At 54.6% G+C, this 18984-nt stretch carries 18 protein-coding genes; 12 read left to right on the plus strand and 6 right to left on the minus strand.

All coding sequences use genetic code 11. The features are described from left to right. Positions 1 to 34 precede the first annotated feature (34 nt). Entirely contained in the window at positions 35 to 454 is a 420-nt protein-coding gene (locus tag HDF08_RS17290; RefSeq protein WP_179639818.1) for a DUF6632 domain-containing protein, read from the plus strand. Between the two features lie 240 nt (positions 455 to 694). Further along, positions 695 to 1399: a DUF4386 domain-containing protein gene (locus HDF08_RS17295; RefSeq protein ID WP_179639819.1), complete on the plus strand. Its 705-nt coding sequence runs from the start codon at positions 695 to 697 to the stop codon at positions 1397 to 1399. Positions 1400 to 1679: 280 nt separating this feature from the next. Here HDF08_RS17295 and HDF08_RS17300 read toward each other — a convergent pair whose 3' ends face one another. Next, on the minus strand, positions 1680 to 2618 hold the full coding sequence (locus tag HDF08_RS17300; protein WP_179639820.1) for a GlxA family transcriptional regulator: 939 nt from the start codon (positions 2616 to 2618) through the stop codon (positions 1680 to 1682). Between the two features lie 167 nt (positions 2619 to 2785). Between HDF08_RS17300 and HDF08_RS17305 the strand changes: the two genes are divergently transcribed. The 5 genes from HDF08_RS17305 (at position 2786) to HDF08_RS17325 (ending at position 6392) form a co-directional block, all read left to right on the plus strand. After that, positions 2786 to 3682 (plus strand): NmrA family NAD(P)-binding protein, encoded by an 897-nt coding sequence (locus tag HDF08_RS17305; protein WP_179639821.1) that lies wholly within the window; start codon positions 2786 to 2788, stop codon positions 3680 to 3682. A gap of 29 nt (positions 3683 to 3711) precedes the next feature. Further along, positions 3712 to 4002, plus strand: a complete 291-nt coding sequence (locus HDF08_RS17310; RefSeq protein WP_179639822.1) for a hypothetical protein — start codon at positions 3712 to 3714, stop codon at positions 4000 to 4002. A gap of 47 nt (positions 4003 to 4049) precedes the next feature. Further along, positions 4050 to 4781: a hypothetical protein gene (locus HDF08_RS17315; RefSeq protein ID WP_179639823.1), complete on the plus strand. Its 732-nt coding sequence runs from the start codon at positions 4050 to 4052 to the stop codon at positions 4779 to 4781. 55 nt (positions 4782 to 4836) lie between these two features. Next, positions 4837 to 5718: an alpha/beta hydrolase gene (locus HDF08_RS17320; protein WP_179639824.1), complete on the plus strand. Its 882-nt coding sequence runs from the start codon at positions 4837 to 4839 to the stop codon at positions 5716 to 5718. A gap of 212 nt (positions 5719 to 5930) precedes the next feature. Continuing rightward, positions 5931 to 6392, plus strand: a complete 462-nt coding sequence (locus HDF08_RS17325) for a hypothetical protein (RefSeq protein WP_179639825.1) — start codon at positions 5931 to 5933, stop codon at positions 6390 to 6392. A gap of 78 nt (positions 6393 to 6470) precedes the next feature. Here HDF08_RS17325 and HDF08_RS17330 read toward each other — a convergent pair whose 3' ends face one another. The 5 genes from HDF08_RS17330 to HDF08_RS17350 form a co-directional block, all read right to left on the minus strand. Continuing rightward, positions 6471 to 7808 (minus strand): Y-family DNA polymerase, encoded by a 1338-nt coding sequence (locus HDF08_RS17330; protein ID WP_179639826.1) that lies wholly within the window; start codon positions 7806 to 7808, stop codon positions 6471 to 6473. Positions 7809 to 7812: 4 nt separating this feature from the next. After that, complete coding sequence (locus HDF08_RS17335) at positions 7813 to 8010, minus strand: hypothetical protein (RefSeq protein ID WP_257031199.1); 198 nt, start codon at positions 8008 to 8010, stop codon at positions 7813 to 7815. A 447-nt stretch (positions 8011 to 8457) separates the two neighbouring features. Continuing rightward, entirely contained in the window at positions 8458 to 11502 is a 3045-nt protein-coding gene (locus HDF08_RS17340; protein ID WP_179639828.1) for a sensor histidine kinase, read from the minus strand. A gap of 654 nt (positions 11503 to 12156) precedes the next feature. Beyond that, positions 12157 to 12963 carry an alpha/beta hydrolase gene (locus tag HDF08_RS17345; RefSeq protein ID WP_179639829.1) on the minus strand — a complete coding sequence of 269 codons (807 nt, stop codon included), beginning with the start codon at positions 12961 to 12963 and terminating at the stop codon, positions 12157 to 12159. Positions 12964 to 13110: 147 nt separating this feature from the next. Further along, on the minus strand, positions 13111 to 13740 hold the full coding sequence (locus tag HDF08_RS17350) for a response regulator (RefSeq protein WP_179639830.1): 630 nt from the start codon (positions 13738 to 13740) through the stop codon (positions 13111 to 13113). Between the two features lie 852 nt (positions 13741 to 14592). On the opposite strand from HDF08_RS17350, the gene HDF08_RS17355 reads away from it, so the two are divergent. From HDF08_RS17355 to HDF08_RS17375, 5 genes are all read left to right on the plus strand, one after another. Continuing rightward, entirely contained in the window at positions 14593 to 15717 is a 1125-nt protein-coding gene (locus HDF08_RS17355) for an alkene reductase (RefSeq protein WP_179639831.1), read from the plus strand. 56 nt (positions 15718 to 15773) lie between these two features. Further along, positions 15774 to 16469 carry an alpha/beta fold hydrolase gene (locus tag HDF08_RS17360; RefSeq protein ID WP_179639832.1) on the plus strand — a complete coding sequence of 232 codons (696 nt, stop codon included), beginning with the start codon at positions 15774 to 15776 and terminating at the stop codon, positions 16467 to 16469. Positions 16470 to 16557: 88 nt separating this feature from the next. After that, positions 16558 to 17433 carry an NmrA family NAD(P)-binding protein gene (locus tag HDF08_RS17365; protein ID WP_179639833.1) on the plus strand — a complete coding sequence of 292 codons (876 nt, stop codon included), beginning with the start codon at positions 16558 to 16560 and terminating at the stop codon, positions 17431 to 17433. Between the two features lie 23 nt (positions 17434 to 17456). After that, positions 17457 to 18563, plus strand: coding sequence for a Gfo/Idh/MocA family protein (locus tag HDF08_RS17370; RefSeq protein ID WP_179639834.1), 1107 nt, complete (start codon positions 17457 to 17459; stop codon positions 18561 to 18563). Then, positions 18560 to 18958 (plus strand): nuclear transport factor 2 family protein, encoded by a 399-nt coding sequence (locus HDF08_RS17375; RefSeq protein ID WP_179639835.1) that lies wholly within the window; start codon positions 18560 to 18562, stop codon positions 18956 to 18958. The genes HDF08_RS17370 and HDF08_RS17375 overlap by 4 nt, the downstream gene beginning before the upstream one ends. The last annotated feature ends 26 nt before the right edge of the window (positions 18959 to 18984 follow it).

Consider the following 18984-nt stretch of genomic DNA (forward strand, 5'->3'; position numbering starts at 1 on the left):
ATCACCGCTGACGATCACACAAAACGGAGGACGGTTGAAACGTGAACGCGCCTTACAGGTAGTGTTGGTGTTGGTGGGCTTGCTTTACTGTTTTTGGGGTTATCTCCTGTTCGACAATCTGCGGCACGCTAAGTGGCTTAGCGGGCATAGTGACGTCATGCCGATGTTCCTGAGCCTTAACACGGCGCTTGGGGTCTGTCTGTTGTTGGCTGTTAAGCAGCCGGCCAATCATCGTTTGATGATCGCCTATGGGGCGTGGTCAAGCCTTGCCCATGCGTTCACGATGACAATCATGTCGGCGCAGGCCGTGGCGCACGGGATGCACAGACAGGATAGTCCCCAGGACATTGTGATGTTTGTCGTGATTGGAGTCACGCTGCTTGCGCTCCTCCCGGCAAAACAAGCATCGCCGGCCGGCACGCCTATCAGTGAGCCGCGCTTTGCCGACCGCTAGGCATCTCGAATTTCAACTGTCGATAGCAGGTCTTAGCGCTCATTGACCCTATTCAGGTCGATGGATGTCTTCGGCAAGTTGTTGTGTAACCGGCTATGCGGACCGTTTGCAACCTCGCGTCAAGTTGCTGACAAGCCGACTATTCGGCCAACTGAAGTGCTCTCATTTCTCGCTTTCGCGGTCTCTTCGGGGACGGTCTGTCACCCGACGCACGTATCATGTGGCATTACGAGGTGTGCGATGAACGCAGGCACAGCACAGCAGTACGCGCGGTGGATCGGGGCCCTGTATGTCATCACGATCGTGGCGGGGGGATTTGGCGAGTCGCACGTGCCGAATACACTGCTCATCGCCAACGACCTGGCTGGGACCGCGCAACGGGTGGCCAGCTCGGTGGGAATCTTTCGGGCCAGCTTTGCCGCGTACCTCATCGAAGCCACCTGCGACATTACGCTTAACGTGCTGCTCTATGCGCTGCTACGCCCCGTGAGCCGTAACCTGTCGCTGCTGGGGGCGTGTTTCGGGCTGATGGGGACGGCAGTCTTTGCCGCAGGGGAAATGCTTTACTTTGCCGCAGCGCTACCGGCGTTGGATGCCGATGTCGCCCGGGTGATCTCGCCGGAGGCCAAGGCGGCGCTCACCTATCTCTGCCTCACCATCTACGGATATGGCTTCGGCATCTTCGCAACGTTCTATGGCACTGCGGCGGTGCTCCGTGGGTACTTGATTGTGCGTTCCGGCTACTTGCCGCGTGGGCTTGGCGCGATCCTCATCCTTGGCGGTGCAAGCTTCATCGCGAAGAATTTTATAGTTGTCCTCGCACCGCAGCACGACTTGCCCTACGTGATTGTGCCCATGTTCGTGGCGATGGTCTCCCTGACGCTTTGGCTGCTGATCAAGGGAGTTGATCGCGCGCAGTGGGATGCGCCACGGACGGGAAACTAGCTGAGCACATTCCAGGATGAATTGGCTTGATATGGCCACCTGACAATGTGGTCATTCGTACGAGAAGTCAACTACTCGTCCATGTGGAATGTGGCTCGTCGATGAGTGACTTGGCAATTTGTCGTCAACCGAGACGGATACGGTCCAGTTTGCCGAACACAGGAAAGTTGGAGATTCGATGACCTAACGCGTTTCCTGTTATCTATCTAATCGGGCGAGCAAACCAAAATGAAGTACAAGCTTTTGATGGTAGTAAAGCGGTTCATCGACTGTATCGCTATTAGATCGAGACGGCTATGTTGCGCTGGATTGCCTGCGGAGAACGTCCAAACGCCCGCAGAAATGACCGTCGCATGCGCTCTCGATTTCCGAAGCCGTTCTTCCTGGCGATCTCCTCAGCGGAGAAGCGCCCGCCTTCCATCATCAAACGAGCAGATTCTACGCGCAGCCGTTCGATTGCCTGAGCGGGAGACCGGCCTGTTTCTTCTCGAAATACTCGACTGAATTGCCGCGGACTTAGAAACGCCGCCTTCGCCAAGCCAACTACAGATAAAGGTGAGCTAAGGTTCTTTTTCGCATACGTGAGAGCGTTTTGAACGCGATCGGATTGTGCATCCAAATCAAGCAGCGTCGAAAACTGAGACTGGCCGCCTGAACGTCGATGATAGACCACCAATGTCCTGGCAACCGCCCGAGCTATCTCGACGCCAAGATCGCTCTCCACCATCGCCAGGGCGAGATCGAGACCAGCGCTCATGCCAGCTGATGTCCATACGGGTCCGTCGGCGATAAAGATGCGATCTTCTTCCATAGCGATCCTTGGATAGCGTCGTTTCATCTCTCTTGCAGCGTTCCAATGAGTAGTTGCTCTCCGACCATCGAGCAATCCCGCTTCCGCAAGCACCAGCGCCCCCGTACAGATCGAAGCTATCCTTCGACTTCGATGGATAGCGGATTGAAGGTACTTCACCAGGCCCGGCGTAGGGGTTGGGGGTTCGATGCCGCCGGCAACGATGATCGTGTCAAACGCGCGGCGCTTGAATGACACCGTTTGAATCTGCGAGCCCAGAGACGTAGCGATCGGACCACCATCTTCTGAGAGCAGAGTGAGTTGGTACTCCGGTTTCCCAATTTGCCAGTTTGCGGTTTCGAATACGCTCGTGGCGGCGAAGTTGATGGGCGAAAATGCAGGAAACATAATAAAACCGACTTTGTGCATTCGATTTGCTCCAGGCTCAGTCTATGCCTCTGCACACTCGAATGTCCTAAAACGTTGCTTATCCGACCCAGCGGCCATCGATAATTCAGCTACTGTTCGTTTAGGCATTAGCTATCGGAGCACAGGGAAAGATCGCTCCCTCTTCGCCTTCCCCGACTGGAGACACCATGTCAAACAAGAAGATTCTAATCACGGGAGCAACGGGAGCAACGGGCAGCAGTGCCATCGAAACGCTTCTGGAGCTGAAGATACCCGTTCGAGCGTTCGTTCATAAGAGAGATGCTCGATCAGAGCAACTCAGTGCCCAGGGCGTCGAGGTTGTACAAGGTGATCTCTCTGATTTTGAGGCGGTCAGCGAAGCATTGACGGGAATAACCGGGGCCTATTTTGTTTATCCCATTCAAGTTCCAGGCCTCCTGGAGGCCACTGCCTTTTTTGCGCAGACCGCGCTCGAACAGGGTGTTGGTGCCATCGTGAACATGTCGCAGGCCTCAGCGCGAAGATCTGCGAAGAGTCACGCGGCTCAGAATCATTGGATCGCGGAGCGACTGCTGGATCGCTCAGGGGTTCCGGTCACCCATCTGCGTCCGACTTTATTTGCTGAATGGATCATGTATATGGCAGGCGCTATCCGGGATAAGAAGATCCTCCCCCTCGCATTTGGCGACGCCCGGTACGCCCCTGTCGCAGGGGAAGACCTCGGCAGAGTCATCGCCGCCATCCTCCAGGAGCCCGCCCAACACGCCGGAAAGACCTATCCGCTCTATGGTCCCAAGGAACTGAGCCAGTACGAAATTGCGGACATGCTCACGCAGGCCTTGGGGAACAAAATCACCTACATCCCCATGGAGATCGAAGCTTTCAAGACTCTGTTGAAAGAGTTGGGATTTACGCCGTACTTCCAACAGCACATGGGATACGTCTGCCAGGATTGCCGCGACGGAGTCTTCTCCGGAACCAACGACATGGTGAAGAAGCTCACCGGCCGGGAGCCACTCGAGATGATGGACTACATCGTCAAGAATGAATCGCTGTTTCGCGCACCCGTCGCCGAACACCAATAATCTGCAAGCCTTATCTACTGGAGGAAATTATGAAGATAATGGCAGTCGGCACACTGGAGTCTCTCTCGCAGGAACAACGTCAGGAGTATCTACCGAAGGAAGTTCCGGCGACATTGCAACTCTATCTCGACGGAAAGATGGAGCAGTTCTGGCTGAGAGAGAAAGAGGTGGGCGTTATTTTCCTAATGAGCGTGGACTCAGTCAACGAGGCGGACAAGCTCCTTAAAGGCCTGCCCCTTGGACAAGCCAACCTGTTGACCTTTGAGCTTATGCCGATCGGTCCTCTGCTGCCTCTCGGTATGTTGATGGCCGCAAAGTAGCAACGATGTAGCGAGAAGTCATATGGATCAGTAACCAGGAATTGCAAATGACCTCCACACTCTTTCTCGGATTCGTGGCGCTGATGACAACGTTCGTCGTCGCGCTGATCGACCGCTACATCAATCGTCGGGCCGCAGTCCGTTTGCTGGCTGGTCTCCTCGTATGGTTTCTCTACGCCGGCCTGATGGCACACTTTGGCATTCTCAGTAATTCGGAGACACGGCCACCAGGAATCGCTTTCATCGTCGGTCCTGTTCTTCTGTTCCTCATCTTTTTCATTGTGCAACCGTCTGCCAGCACGCAGGCCGTACTAGCCTTTCCGCTCTGGTTAATCCTGGGCACACAATGCTTTCGCATCGGCGTGGAGTTGTTCCTGCATCAGCTCTGGATCGAGGGCCTGGTGCCCAGGATGATGACCTTCGCTGGAGCAAACATCGACATCTATATAGGACTGTCAGCACCCGTTATCGCATGGTTGTCCACACGTGGGCGATGGGGACTCAAATTCGCAAGTGCTTGGAACATCCTCGGGCTTCTCGCACTATTGAATGTTGTGACTCGCGCCATACTGACAGCTCCCGGACCACTCCATCTTATCCACTCGGAAATTCCCGATCGAATGATAAGTACATTTCCGTTTCTATTGATTCCAGGATTCTTTGTACCGCTTGCCGTCGTTCTGCATTTACTTGCAATTCGCGCCATTAACAGTCGATTAAGCACGGGGAATGGAACAAATCCTATCGATGCGATACGAGTCCGAGCGAACTCGCGGTGAGCATCCGTTTGAAGATCGCGAATCAGATTTACAAATCTCGCATAAGGAGCGTGCTATGAAACAAAGTCGGGCTACTACAAATCAAGAAACGGTCGACAGTGAAGGCGGTCTAAAAATATTCTTTCGCTCATGGCGTCCGGACGAGGCGGCTCACGCGATTGTCGTCATCGTCCCTGGTTTCAATGCCCACAGTGGATACTACGAATGGGTGGCCGAACAGTTCGTTGCCGATGGTCTCGCTGTTTACGCTGTGGATCTGCGAGGTCGCGGGAATTCGGACGGCGAACGCTTCTATGTCGAAGCCTTTGAGGACTACGTGCGTGACGTCGAGGCGGTTACGACAGTCGCGAAGTCGCGCGAACCGGGTCTACCTCTGTTTTTGCTTGGTCATAGCGCTGGCGGCGTTGTCGCATGCCTCTATACCCTCGACCACCAGGCTGAGCTGACGGGGCTGATCTGCGAAAGTTTTGCCCACGAGTTACCTGCTCCTGATTTTGCTCTCGCGGTTTTCAAGGGACTGAGCCATGTCGCGCCACATGCGCATATTCTTCACCTTCCAAATGAGAGATTCTCTCGTGATGCGAAAGTCGTCGAAACAATGGACAATGATCCACTGATTGCGCATGAGACTCAGCCAACCCAAACGATGGCCGCGATGGTTCGGGCTGACGAGCGACTCAAGAAAGAGTTTCCTCTGATCACGCTGCCAGTTCTGATCCTGCATGGCACTCTCGATAAGAATACAAAGCCAAGTGGTAGCCAGCATTTTTACGAGATGGCCGGTTCCACCGACAAAACCCTAAAGCTTTACGAAGGCTGCTTTCACGACCTACTTAACGATATCGATAAGGAGTCGGTCATCGTGGATATCAAAAGCTGGATCGATGGGCACATTCCTGTCGCGGCCAGCAACCAAGGTTCGACAGTCCAAGTCTGACCACGAGAACTAGAAGAGATTTCATCGTCATTACGATCGGAGCTGCTGCGTCATTGAGCAGCAGTTCCGGTCAAAGTGTGGTTCTCACGAAGGAGACAGATTTCGATCTTCTCCTCGGAAAAACGAAAAGGCAACAAATCCTGGACCAAGCGGAAGACCCAAGAATCAAACGAGCGAGACTTTCCGGCCCTGAACAAGTGACTAGAAATGCGATGGTCGCCGAACTGGGAGCCGATGGGACACTAACGGTTTTGGCTAAAGGAACCAACGAATGGGTTTGTGTGCCTGGCAACGAGAATAAGATTGGCGAACCGCCAATGTGCATGAACCCGATGGGTATGCGATGGATGATGGATGCCATGCAGGGCAAACCGAAGCCGACGAATGAATCTCCCGGGATGATTTATATGCTTTGCGGCGCAACACAGAGGAGTAACACCGATCCGGCCGATAAGACGAGTCCCGCTATACCAATCGGACCTCATTGGATGATTACGTGGCCCTTTGATGCGAAAGAGAATGGGCTTCCAACTACGGTCCGCGATAAGGGAGCCTGGGTAATGTTTGCGGGTACTCCGTTTGCTTACCTGCATGTTTGTGGCACTCCCTGGGATGGCAACGAATACAACGAAGGAGACAACGCTCTATGGACCATGCGCTACGCTCGGTCGTAACGGACAGGTCAAATGACGATAACAGGGCGAGTCACTCATTTAGAAATTCATTGGTGTTCCCCTACAGACAGAAGGAACTCAAACTGACCCACCAGACGTTGGCGTTTTCGGCTGCACTCTGGGAAGATCTGATGCCCGGATGCCGCGTGGACCCCTCGGCGTGCGCAATTTATCGGCGGTGTCGTCGAATTCCTCCAACGGCGGCGGTGGGCCGAAAGGAATACGGGTCGGTGCTTCCTTGCGGACCTGATGAACGGAGCCGAGATACACGGTATTAAGGCCATAGCGGGCGTTGATGGTATCGAGGGCTGTGACTACACGCTGTTTCGCATTCGGCTCGTTAAACGGATCAATGCCGAAGAGGTCCGGAGACGGAGCTAGATCAAGATGGGTAAGAGTTACAGATAGGTCTGAGGGCGTGTAGGCGGGAACGCGCGGCCATACGGCAATTAAGTGCTCCTGCAGCGTGTATGGATCGTGGCATGGCTCGATGCGTACATTGCAGGCGAATGCGACATGATCATAAAAGCCAACCTGCAAGGAGAGGCCGCCGGCCCAGAGATCGTTGCGGCGCATCTTGCGAGCCGTGGAGTGTAGTAGTTTGAGCGCCACGGCACGGGCCTTATCCGGTGTTCGGCAGTCTGGAGGCAAGATGTGCTGACGGCTAAGAGTTTGTAGCGGACGCGCTGGCGGTTCAAGAAAATCTTCACCGCGCAGCCAGAGCCACAATCGGTCACCTAAGACGCCTCCCCATATCGTGTGCATCCGCTCGCGTGTGAGGGTGCAGAGTTGGCGCATGGTGGTAATGCCTTCGGCAAGAATGCGCTGCTCCATGCGCTTTCCGATGCCGGGAATGTCGGCTAGTTCGAGGCTGTAGAGCGCCTGTGGAAGGTAGCGCCGCTCGAAGATCATAAGGCCGTCCGGTTTCTGCATGTCGCCAGCGATCTTGGCGAGCAGACGGTTGGGTGCCAGGCCAACGGAACAACGCAGCGTGATGCCGACCGTGCGGAGCTCACGCTTTATCTCGTAGGCTATGGCGGTGGCGCGTAGTAACGTGCGCTCGCGGCCGAGGAGCTGGCAGGCGAACTCGTCGCAGGACATGACCTGCTGGATGGGGATGCAGTGCTCAATCGCGGCGGCAATGCGGTGGTGGTATTCGACGTATAGGCGCGGGCGAGCCTCGACCAGGATGATGTGCGGGCAGAGCAGCTTGGCGTCCGCAACACTGAAGCCGGTTTGGACGCCATAAGCCTTGGCCTGGTAGCTGACGGCGATACAGCAGCCCGTCTGAGCTTCAATACGAATCGGCACGATCGCGATGGGCTGGCCGCGCAGTTCGGGGCAAAGCTCCTGTTCGATCGAGGCGAAATAAGAGTTGAGATCGACAAACAGCCAATTGATCGCAGAATCGACCATTCTTCTACCCCACCAGCCGTGCATACTGTTCCGGTGTCAGCAGGAGATCGACATTGCCGCGTCCAGCCATGATGGCATGTTCGACGGCCTGCTTTGAAGCGAGGTCGCGGAATCCGTTGCCGCGGCGAATCATCTCGACCATGTTGTCCGGGTTTGTGAAGGTACGAGGGGGAGCGGCCTTAGTGCGGAGATCTTCCTCCATGAAAGTGCAATGCCATCGCTCTCGAAGAACGAAGGACATATGGATGCGGCGAAACTTTGGGGCAGGTGCGCGTTGGACCGCGCACGAATCGCAGGCTCGTTCGCCAGGCGGTTGCCAGAGCATTGCGTCAAGGTAGCGCCCGCAAAAGCAGCAGATCTTTCCTGCCAGCCGCATCCGGGTTGTGGAGGATCGTTCGCCGCCCATGCCCAAACAATAAGCGAATAAAAGGCGAAATACATCCACAAATGCTATACTATTGATAACAAAAAACTTACGTCCGATAACGCAGTTTATGTATAGTCGATGTGCAGTGCTCGCTAGAAATGTCATGGTCCCGTTTCGTTTCGAAAACGAGCTCTTCGACAAGGCCGTCGCAGCATGATTTAAAGAGTAGAGGGAAACACCGCGGCCAACGAGTTGATGCAGAAGGCCCCCAGTGGGCAGGTGCTAGCCAAGTCGAAGGAAAGCCGCTAAACGACTTCGTACTATCTGCGGTCTTAAGCGGTATGCGACTGAAGCTGGAATCCGTAACTCTATTTCGGTTCCAAGTCCTGTTCTACTCCAGATTTCCAGCCTGCCGCCGATCTTTGCAGCCCGCTCCCTCATTCCAGGCAAACCCCAATGCCCTTCGCGGAAGCCATCGCCCAGAGTCGTTCTGTCCAGGCCGATCCCGTTATCACGTATACGAAGTCGAAACTCATTCCTATCAAAATTGATCTCGGTCTCCATCTCGCTGGCTTCCGCATGCCGAAATCCGTTGGTGAGCGCTTCCTTACCTATGCGGTACGCCTCTTCAAAAACTATTGGATGGAGAGCCTGTATCGAACCATTGCATATGGAACGGAAGGTGACATTGCCGAGTTTGCGCAACGAAAGTGCCACTTCGGCGAGGGCCTCGGAGAGATCATACGTATCTCGCGTAGGACTTCGCAGATCGAGCACGAGTTCTCGTCCCTCCAGCATCACGCCATCCGATTGCTGCAAAGCTTCCTCGAAAATGGCCCGTGCGGGTTCGTCTTGCCTGAGGTGTGTGGTCCCAGTGTTGAAGCGAAGCAAAAGGCCTTGTATCCCTTGGAAGAACGTATCGTGAAGATCTCGCGCAATTCTCTCGCGTTCCCGCATTCGTTCCTCAAGTACCAATCGCGCCTGGTTTACAAGGATGTTTACGCGGAAGAGATACAGAGCACTGATTGCAAAAAGCGCCATGCCTACCAGGAGCAGGCGAAACCACAAACGTTCATAGAGGAATGCTTGTTGCTGCACGTCATAAGCGAAGTCAGATTTTCCCCAGACGCCATCACTGTTCGTCGAACGCACCAAGAATCGATGTGTACCTGGTGGGATCGTTGTGTAGACGGCGGCCCGAGAAGCGGTTGTATTTTGCCATCTTGAGTCGACGCCCTCGAGACGGTACTGCATGCGAATAGTATCCGGTGCATCAAGGTCCACAGCCGCCATTGTGATCTCAGTGCGGTGTGCTCCCGGCGACAGCGTGAGACTTTGACCCACAGGAACGTCAATGCCTTCGATAGTGATTCCTGGAATAAAGATGATGGGATTTTGTGTTGCCTTAGGCCATTTGGTCACATCAAGCTCGGCCAGGCCTTTCACGGTAGCTACCCAGACTTTGCCGTCCGCAGTCCGAACGATGTTCGGAGATCCCACGCTTGTTTGGCTTGAAAGAAGGCCATCACTGGTATTTATCCAGCGATAATCAAGCGGTGACTCAGGGCTAGTCAATCGTTTCGTAATCGATTCGACAGGCAACCTATAGATGCCGTACCGGCTACTACACCAGAGCTGAGAGTCAGGCAGTTCGATCATCCCGTTCACGTTCAGATTGTCGAAGATCGTTTTGAGCTGACCATTTACCAGCCTGCTCAATCCGTATCTAGCGCCAGCAATATAAAGGTTGCTCCTTCCATCCTCGACGAACCGAGAGGGAGATCCATCACCTGTGGCCAAGGTCAGGTCAAGGCGCTGAAAGCGCTCTTTGACCAAGTGATCGATACCCTGTGGCGAAGCGATCCAGATTGTATCTGCCTTATCCTCGTGGATGTCGAGCACGTGATCACTGGACAAGCCTTCCGCACGTCCGTAGTTGTGAAATTTCTTGCCTTGCATGTGGCTAACGCCATTAGGAGTCGCAATCCATAACGAATCATCGTGCGCAACCAGAATCTTCGTGACCACCGTATCAGGGAGTCCGTCGGCCTTGGAGAATTGAGTGAAGTGCCCGTTCGTGAATTTGAACAGCCCACCTCCATACGTCCCGATCCACACATTGTCTTTAGAGTCTTGTGCAAGAGACCAGACACAGGTATTGGTGAGACCGTCCTTCTCGAAGTACTTGCGAAAACGCTTCCCGTCGAAGATAGAGAAGCCGCAGTTGCTCCCGACAAATAGCTGTCCATCAGGACGCGCAAGAAGGGCCATCGGCTGATCGTTCGGCAACCCATCCTTCCTGGTATAAACGCGGATTGCTCGTGGTTTGTAGTGCCAAAGCCCGTTTCCATTCGTTCCCAACCACACATCGCCAGATTCGGTGACATAGATTGACCGGGGAAGGTCTAGAGTATCCAGATTCTCTAATCGATCTCCGGTGACCAGATACAAGCCGATCCCGGTGCCGACCCATATGTGGCCTTGGGGATCCTCATAGATGTGGTTCGTCGCCGTATTTCCCACGTGGCTTGGTGTCAGTGACGAGACTAGACCATTAGACTGGCGCCTAATGCCGGCATGCGTGCCGTACCAAACGGTACCATCGCTCCCTTGGTGAACTTCAAAGACCTGGTCAGGTTGAACCCCAAGTTGCTTGGCCGTCACGGTAGCCGGGATCCTGTTCTTTCCCGCAACTTCAATTAATCCATCGCTTGTTACGATGTAAAGGTGTCCGTCAGCCGCTTGGCTGATCCTGTTGACGTATACGTTCTCCAGAACTGGAACCAGCACCTTCCCGGAATACAGATAAAGTCCGTGCTTGCCTCCAACTAAAATATCTCTATTCCGAGCTTCAAAGATGATTTGGGCGTCCTCTGAGACCCCTGCCGCCGTACGAAGTAATTTTAACGTGCCTGGATCGATGTGGTCTTGAGAAGCCTTAGGAAGAACTGTCGCACCCGCGTCAGTGCCAACCCATAGATCTCCGTTAGAAGCCCGGAGAAGAGCATTAACCGCGCCTGCAGATGCAGACCCCTCGAGCTTGAGTCGAAGCGGATGAAACGCAACACCATCAAAACTTGCAAGGCCGGTACCCGTTCCGATCCACAACAACCCATTTTCGGTCTGTGCGATCGCATTCACGACGTTATCGGGTAAACCTTGCTCAACGGTCAATTCAGAGCGAATGTACTTATTCCGGAGGGGATACTCACTTGAATCTGGATATTCCGCCTGCACAATCTGCGCGCAAAGCAGCACAACGATACAACATAGACAGTTTCCTATGCTTCGGCCCGCTATTTGCCGGAGATGCGAAATGATCTTCATACATTATCTTGCAGGCAAGAAGTTCCTTATCGCCATCTATCCTCCTCCAACCCTTTGCTGAACAGTCACTAATGGCTAAGCGAGTACAAGAGACAGATGAAGCAAATTTGACGGAAGGTGAGGATTGCCCGTTAGGGTTGGCACATCTCGGCGATTAGCCTTTCTCCACCGACTATACAGAATGGTTCTGGTGCAGACCGCGCGATTCGGTCAGCTACAGCGGGTCAAAAGGAAGCCCGAGCGGAGGCTGGAAAGCTGAGCAGCATGAATCGCTATTTTCAGGGAGGCAGTCTTTGGAAGCCGGAGTATGGCGGTTCCCACATTACGTACGGCACGACGACCACGACCCCCTATAAAACAGGATCACTCGACAGATCCAGCGAAGCTTTAGCTTTGCGGCCTATTAACCCAGCTCAGAAAAGCACCGCGGGAGAGGGTTGATCGCAGGAGTTCATTCTTCACCAGCAACTCACAGATGCATTGCTCCAAGGTGCAAATCCTCGACTGCAGATAAACGATTTCAGCTTCAATCGGATCTGTACCAATTAGCATTGCCATGCTCCTGGTTCGAGTGATTAACTTGGAGGTGATTCGAAGGGTGCGCCTCTGTCTAAGGCATAAGGCGCTTCCCCTCCTGTTTGAAAACAGGACTTCCTACAGGGTACCTGGAGGAGTCGGATTGGACTTCGCTGATGCCGCGTTAGTGATGAAGTCGGCTACTTCATGTGGTTTTGAGATCATCGGAACGTGACTTGTCGAGAGAATCAAAGTTTTAGCATTCATCCTCTTAGCCGTCACTCGTTCTTGTTCCGGTGCGATCATTCGATCATTTGCGGCTACGACAAACCAAGATGGCTTTGTACGCCAGGCAGCAGTTGTGATGGGGGCTCCCAAGGCAGCACCTTGCGTTGGAACCTGGGTAGCAATCATCAATGTACGGTCTTCGAGAGCAACATCGGGCGCAAAATCTTCCAGGATGCCTTTTTCTGTGAGCACCAGAAACCCATCCGCCAACGGGCGAAGCTCGCCTACGCCCGGCGTTGCTCCGTAGGGTTTCCCGAGGCTACCGGCTGATTCTCCCTGATCTGGAGCGAAGGCGGCGACGTAGACGAGTCCAGCCACCTTGGGGTCGTTGCCAGCTTCCGTGATGACCGCTCCTCCGTAGGAGTGGCCGACAAGCAGCACAGGACCCTCCTGCGCATCAATGATCCGCTTTGTGGCTGCAACATCATCTGCAAAGGAGGTGAGTGGGATCTGAGCACAGACGACGTGCAAACCCTCTGCCTCAAGAAGCGGGAGGATCTTCAGCCAGCTTGAGCCATCTGCCCATGCTCCATGCACCAGAACCACGTTCTTGATTGGCTCTTTGGATGGCACCTGCGACAGGCCGGTAACGGGGACGGTAAGAGAAACGAGTGGAGCGCACAGGAATGCCGCAAGGAGATTACGTCGTAAGTTCATGAGGGTGTCCCTTTCACTGTGGAGGACCTACATCACGGCGTGTTCTCGTGTGCTGCATCCCATCCTGTGCTGAAGGTAAGGCAGGTCCGTCCATTTCGACAGTCTCAATCCGACCATAAGCAGATGGCTCAATAGAGCCACCGAGTCTTACATCTCGATGTAACCACGGCGAATTGCAATGATCGCGGCATCGGTGCGATCGTTGGCGTCCAACTTCGAAAGAATGCTCTTCACGTGGTTTTTGACTGTGTTCTCAGAGATACCAAGCTCCGATGCGATGATCTTGTTAGCTTGGCCTTGAGAAATAGAACGGAGCACATCGATTTCTCTCGACGACAAGGAGTCATCTGCAGCGTGTTCTGCCATCTCCCGAGCAACGTCTGGCGGGATTCTTCGACGTCCTGAGTGAACTACGCGAATCGTATCGATTAGTTCGGTGCGCAACAGGTTCTTCAGCAGGTAGCCCACCGCACCGGCCTTGAATGCTCGAAGCGCAACAACATCTCCGGCTGCCGTCGTAAGAATTACAAATCGCGCATACGGGAAATCCTTTCGCAAGATCTCAATTGCTTCGATCCCGCCTAGCCCCGGCATACGCACATCCATAAGCGTGACATCAGGACGATGTATATGGAACAGTTCAATCGCTTCCCTGCCGTCTGATGCCTCGGCAACAACATGCATATCTATTTGAGCGTCAATTTCGCCGCGCAGCCCGGCTCTCATCATCGGATGATCGTCAACAACGAGAACCCGGATTGGCTGTGGGTCAGACATTGGGCTGAGCCCCGATAGACAGTTTTTTACCAACCACGCGATGCATCCAGCTCGGACTGCGTAACGCATGAGAAGCTGCGCCTAAGACAACGAAGGTCGAGGCAAGCAGCGAGACCGCGCCACTGTCGACAAACCGCAAACTTCAGGCTAACGGAGAAAGAACGCAATTCGATCCTTTAGAGACGGAGATGCAAGAACAGTACTCTCTATTTGGTGCTGTCGATAGGGGCTCAAAATGGCTACGATCGTCCCTTCATTTAGGGTCTTCAAGCCGTAGGCAAAATCTGCTGAACTCTAAAGGTGCAGAGACTGTTCACGATGTTTCCGGCTGGACCGCCGGGTGCCGGATTGATTCTCTTGCGTGTTTGCGCAACAGCGATGGTAGTAGGTTACGCTCTCTGCGTTGGAGGAACGGTCCCGAATTGGGTTTTTTTCATCCTTTGGCCGGTCGCGGGCTTACTAGTCGCGGGGCTGATGACACCGTTTGCTTGTGCAGCGGCATTAGCTTTGCAGATGACCGTCGAGTGGGAGACAGGGTTCAGGGGCCTTCCCTGCTGCGTTCTCGGAGTGCTACTTCTCATAGCCGTTCTGTTGCTGGGACCCGGTGCCTATTCGCTTGACGCACTGTGGTTCGGGCGTCGAAGAGTGACCGTCTCCCGCCGGTAGGCAATCCGCAAAGCTTCAGACATGGATTTGTACTGAGACCACGGCTAAGCGAAATATTAGCCCGAAAGGGCCCACGTTAAGCGGCCCAATCTGGTCTTTGCCACATAGATATTTGCACCTAGGCTTGCAACTGAAAGTGCACGTTTACAGGCCACGACTTTTAGAACGCAAAGAGGAGACAGACTGATGAAGGCTAGCAACGCTCTTTTCACACCCACGGCACTCGGGGCTCTGCGATTGAAGCACCGCGTCATCATGGCGCCTCTTACCCGCTCCCGTTCAGTTCAGCCTGATTCCGTCCCGGGTGATCTGATGCGTGAGTATTACGAACAACGTGCATCGGACGGCGGACTCATTATCACGGAGGCGACGAACATTTCGTTGACCAGCCGTGGTTGGCTCGGAGCCCCGGGCCTCTACTCCGATCAGCAGGTCGAGGGATGGAAGAAGATCGTGTCTGCCGTTCATGCCAAGGGCGGCCATATGTTCGCGCAGCTCTGGCATAGTGGGCGCTCGTCTCACACCGCGATGACGGGTGGTGCGACCCCTGTGTCGGCTTCTGTCGATCCAACATACTGGGAAAATTCGAATCATCTTGTATCCATCCCCGGTGGCTGGGTTCAGCCCTCTCCGCATCGGGCATTGGCCTTGGAAGAGATAGCCGGCATCGTTGCGGATTACCGTGAAGCGGCGAAACGCGCAATGGCCGCTGGATTCGAGGGAGTTGAACTCCATGCCGCTAACGGCTACCTCGTCGACCAGTTTTTGCAGGATGGGAGCAACAAGCGGACTGACGAGTACGGCGGGTCTCTGGAGAACCGTGTGCGCCTGCTCTCTGAAATCGTACACGCCCTCGCCTCTGTTTGGGGAGCAGATCGCGTAGCCGTCCGTATTGGTCCTTACGGAACCTGGAATAGCATGTCGGATAGCAACCCGGATGCCCTTTTCGCTCATGTTGCGACAGAGTTGAATCATTTCGGACTTGCCTATCTCCATCTGATCGAGCCGAGGGTATCCGGTAGCGAAGATGTGAAAGCGAGCGGAGGGCTTGCAGCAGAACGCCTTCGCCCATTCTTCAACGGAAAAATGATTGCCGCTGGAGGCTTCGAGCCCGACACCGCAGAGCAAGTAGTTTCAACCGGAACTCTCGACGCAGTGGCCTTCGGCCGTCACTTTCTCTCCAACCCTGACCTGCCTCAACGTATTGCCGAGCATCTGGAGCTGACGCCCTACGATCGCTCAACCTTCTACACCTTTGATGAGGTCGGCTACACCGATTACCCCGTCTATGCGCAGGCTGTAGCTGTCTAAGCGGTGTTTGATGACACGAGAATTCGATCTCACAACACTGAACCCTGGAGGCTGTCATGAGCAAAAAAGAAAACATCGTGCTGGTACACGGAGCATGGGCGGATGGTTCATGCTGGAGCAAGGTTATTCTCTTGCTTCAGGCAAAGGGCTATAACGTGACGGCAGCTCAGATCCCGCTCACATCCCTTGAGAACGACATCGATGTGACTCGGCGGTTACTTTCTGAGCAATCCGAACCTACTGTACTGGTCGGGCATTCCTATGGAGGCGCAGTTATCACCGGCGCAGCCACGGCAACCCCGCAGGTCAAAGCTCTGGTGTACATTACGGCGTTCGCTCTCGATGAAGGCGAGAGCCTTGAGTCGCTCGCTAACCAGGGCCCTCCTTCTCCGGGGTCTTCCTCCATTCAGCCCGACGCTCACGGATTCCTCTGGATCAATCGTGAGACTTTCCATAAGTCGTTCGCGGGGGATGCCACTGCGGATGAGGCCGCTGTGATGGCCGCAGTACAGAAACCTCTGGCGCTTGCGGCTTTTGGCGGAAAGGAAGCGGTTTCAGCATGGAAGACACTTCCCTCCTGGTACCTCGTCTGTACTGAGGATCAGATGATTCCGCCACCAGCCCAGGAGTTCCTTGCCAAGCGCATGAACGCTACTATCCGCACCGTTCCCTCCAGCCATTGTCCGTTTATGTCCAAGCCAGAGGCTGTGGCGAACCTTATCGCTCTCGCAGCCGAGGCGATCGACAACTAGCCGTTCCTAACTCTCCTCATCCAGCGGCAAGCCGCCTCCTTGAGGGGATGGCGGCTTCCTGCCCATTCTTTGTCTCCGAAAGGGTCCTATGAATACGAAAGCAAGAGTGCTGGTACTGGGAGCGACAGGGCAGGTTGGCGGTGCTCTGGTGCCGCTGCTTGTAGCCAACCAGGGCGTCGAAGTCGTTGCAGCAGCTCGTAATCCGGCAAGGGCAGAACACCTAGGGGTGGAGGTTGTGGAGTTTGATCTCGACAGAATTGAGACGTTTGCCCCGGCCCTAGAAAACATCGATCGCATCTTCATGGCAACCGGCTACACGATAGACATGCTCCGCCAAAGCAAGGACCTGGTGAACAGCGCCAAGCGGGGCGGGGTTCAACAGATTGTTCATTTGGGTGCTAGCGGTGACGACGACACGCGTGTCGCTCATTACGGCTGGCACCAGTTCATCGAGCGGTACATCGAGTGGTCCGGCATCACTTTCACGCACTTGCGCCCCGAGATCTTCATGCAGAATCTGCTCGGATATGGAGGCGAAAGCTACGTGCAAAAGGGCGTGATCAAACATTACGTTGGAGGCGCACGACTAAGTTGGGTCGATTGCGACGACGTTGCAGCCGTCGCAGCGGTTTGCCTCGCGCGGCCTGAGCCTCATGCCGGTAAGACCTACCGCATGGGGTATGAGGCAAAGACCTACTACGAACTTGCGGAGGTCTTTACGGAAGTTTTGGGGCAGCCCTTTTCGTACGAGCCGCAGCCGCCATCCGAGTTTCTTCGGAACGTGCTTGCTGCAGGGGCCGAGCCTGCATACATGAAGTGCGTATTCGACAGCTATACCGATTTTACTAATGGCAAGGACATCGGTGCAGATGCCACCTTTGACAACTTTCCTGGGCTGACAGGCCGCGCGCCTCGATTTCTCGCCGATTTTGCCAAGACGTACGCAGATCGCTTTCGCTACTAGGACACGCATTCACGAGGTACGACATGGCGGAAGAACGCAGAATCCGGATAGGTCTGGTCGGGGTCGGCAACTGGGCACGATATGGGCATGTTCCCGCGCTCAGATTGTTGCCGGAATACGATATTGTCGCCGTCTCAAGTAGGAGCCTGGAGAAGGCCAGGGAAATCGGAAAAACATACGATATTCCTCGTAGCTACGGCGACATGCACCAACTTGTAAACGACGCTGAGGTGGACCTGGTCGCGGTACTTTCCCCGGCACCAGAACACGCTTTAGCGGTTAAAGCTGCCATTCTGGCGGGGAAGGATGTCTATTGCGAGTGGCCGCTCACGACCAACACGAAAGACTCGGAAGAGCTTTTGCAGCTTGCGGAGCAGCGCGGTGTTCGGCATCTCGTGGGACTTCAGCGGACCGTTGGATCTAGTTCCCTCCATCTCCACGAACTTCTTTCAGAAGGCTACGTAGGTCAACTCCGTTCGGTTCGTATGCACGTCAGCATGGCGGGTTTTGGGCCAGTACGATCGGCATCGCTCGACTGGACAATTCCAGCAAAGAACTTCTCCCATGTGCTCTCAATCTATGGCGGTCACTTTATGGACATGCTGTTTAACGCGGCAGGCCAGCCCGCCACGATGACCTCCCTTGTCCGAACACAATTTCCTAAGCTGATAAGCAGTACGGGAGAGTCGTTCCCCAATGAGACGCCTGACGGCGTGATGGTCATGGGTACGCTTCAGAACGGCGCTATGTTTCAGATCCAGCTTGAGGGTGGGAAGCGCAATCAAACAGGACTTCAAATCGATCTCACCGGCACAGACGGCGACCTCCAGATCACAAATGAGAAGGCGTTCGTTACAAAACACAACGACCTGATTCGAGGAGCGCAGGGCGAGGGACAGACCTGGAGAGAGTTGCCCACACCCAATCATCTCAGCCTCCTCCCGCCAACGGAACTTGATGCCAGCGTCCAGGACTTGGCTCATCTTTATGAGGCGTTTGCTCGGGATCGGGTGCATGGAGGCAAGACAGGCCGAGACTTCTCGGACGCTGTGGCCATGCACACCATGATCGACATGATCTACCAAGCGTCATCTTCAGAAACAACGGTGGTTATTAAGGAGCAATCATGACCCTCGCTACTCCCGCTAAGAATAAGGCAACTGTTCTCGAAGCCTTCGACGCCCTTTTCAACAAGCGGGACTACGAAGCTGCGGAGCGCTTCTGGTCGCCTAACTACATCCAGCACAGCGCGCACATTGGCCCTGGACGTGACGGCTTACTCGGTCTGACCAGAGCCCTTCCGGAAACGCTGCGATATGAGAATCATGTCGCCTTGGCCGAGGGCGACTTCGTGATCTTGCATGGCCGGTTTTCCGGTCACGGACTGCCCAGGAATTGGATCGTAGCCGACATCGTACGCCTTGATGAAGGGGTGTTGGTCGAACACTGGGATGTCATCCAGGACGAAGCAACAGAACTTGAATCCAAGAGCGGGCTACCGATGTTCGGTGCCTCTTTCGCGTAGGCACCACCAGCCAGACCAAATCACAG

It is taken from the genome of Tunturiibacter empetritectus (assembly GCF_013410875.1).
GTDB lineage: Bacteria > Acidobacteriota > Terriglobia > Terriglobales > Acidobacteriaceae > Edaphobacter > Edaphobacter empetritectus.